Origin of the sequence: Bartonella japonica (assembly GCF_040545385.1) — a bacterium.
GTDB lineage: Bacteria > Pseudomonadota > Alphaproteobacteria > Rhizobiales > Rhizobiaceae > Bartonella > Bartonella japonica.
On the sequence record NZ_JBEPLT010000051.1, the window covers coordinates 1 to 1757 of the forward strand.

Consider the following 1757-nt stretch of genomic DNA (forward strand, 5'->3'; position numbering starts at 1 on the left):
CCTGCCCATGATGATAGGCTGCCTAGCTTATCCATTAAAAATGGAAATGATGGGCGTTTATTGCTCTATTGTTATGCTGGTTGCTCTTTTAGAGAAATCATACAAGCGCTTATGAGAATTGGCTTGCTGGGTCATAAAGCTTATAATCAGACGCTTTCTTTATCAAAACAGATTTCTGCTGATCTCAAACGAGCAAAACAGAAAACAGAGAGAGCAAAAGAAATTTGGCAACAATGCCAACCAATCAAAAATACTTTAGCAGAAACCTATTTACGTATGCGGGGTATCACATGTGATTTGCCTGCTGATTTACGCTTTCATAGCAAATGTCCACACCCCTCTGGGGTTACACTACCCGCGTTGGTTGCTCTTGTTAAGGGAGCTGGTTCCTTTGCGATCCATAGAACCTTTTTAAAAGACAATGGCTGCAAAACGAATTTGTCACCAGCAAAAGCTATGTTGGGATCTGTAACGGGCGGTGCGGCGCATTTAAGTCAAGCCAATCCCAAACATCTGGTCATTTGTGAGGGCATTGAAACCGGTCTGGCTCTGCTATCTGGGTTGTTATCAGAGCCCGTTGATTTATGGGCGTCCCTTTCAACCCATGGCATGATGCATTTGAATTTTCCCAAAACAAAAGCCCGTCTCACCATTGCAATGGATGGCGATGATGCTGGTCGTAAAGCAGGTTTCACCCTAGCAAAGCGTGCTTATAACCAAGGCTTTGAGGTCTTTATCATGCAAGCCCCATACGGTCTAGATTTCAACGACTTTCTAATATTGAAAGGTATAAATAAATGAGAGAGAATAAAAACAATATTGTAGATACCAACAATCAAAATACACTCGTCAATGATAACGATAATGGCTCTTTAAACGAAAATGCTTGTTTAAAAGCTATTCCTTATGAACAGGCATTGCAACAAAATGGTTGGGGGGAATTAAAACCAATTGATACGGCTCTCTTACCCGTCGAGCCTTTTGATCCTATACAAGTCCCATATGTCTTAGGTCGCTATATTTATGACGTTGCTGACCGTCAACAATCCCCTATCGATTTTGTCGCCGTCTCTGCTTTGTGTGGCTTGGCTGCCGTTATTGGCAATGGCGTACGTATTGCTCCAAAACAACATGATGATTGGAAGATTGTCCCTAATCTCTGGGGTGCCATTGTTGGCAAACCTTCTGCATTGAAATCACCTGCCATGCAAGCCGCTTTAGAACCTGTTTATACCCTTCAAAAGGAATGGTATAAAGACTGGTTAAAGCAAAAAGAGAGACAAGAAATTGAAGAGAAACTTGAAACTTTAGACAAAAGAGAAAAGGAAAAACAAGCCCATAAAGCAATAAGAAAAGGAGAGTGTGAAACAGCCCGCGCTCTTTTGTCTGAAACCCTCTCTAAAAACAATACACATGATGATTGTCTCTCTCGTTTTATTGTTAATGATGTGACTGTCGAAAAGCTTGGGGGACTTTTAAAAGAAAACCCCCGTGGTCTCTTAATGGTTCGTGATGAATTGGCTGGTTTTTTAACAGATATGGAACGGAAGGAATATCAATCAGACCGTGCCTTTTATTTGGAAGCTTTTAATGGAGATGGTCAATTTACTTATGACCGGATTGGGCGGGGAACCATTTTTATTCCCAATGCAACCGTCTCTCTTATAGGGGGCATTCAACCCTCTCGCATTCTGCCCTTTATACGCAATGTTTTATATGGCAAAGGCAATGATGGTTTCTTACAACGCTTTCAAATG

Annotated in this window: 2 protein-coding genes; both read left to right on the forward strand. The window is 41.5% G+C overall.

Features of this window, described 5'->3' with window-relative positions:
- Positions 1 to 801 (forward strand): DUF7146 domain-containing protein (locus ABID39_RS07820; protein ID WP_354187596.1); only part of this gene is annotated, 801 nt, incomplete at its 5' end.
- Positions 798 to 1757, forward strand: a 960-nt coding sequence (locus ABID39_RS07825; RefSeq protein WP_354187598.1) for a DUF3987 domain-containing protein, incomplete at its 3' end; no start/stop codon positions are given. The genes ABID39_RS07820 and ABID39_RS07825, both read left to right, overlap by 4 nt.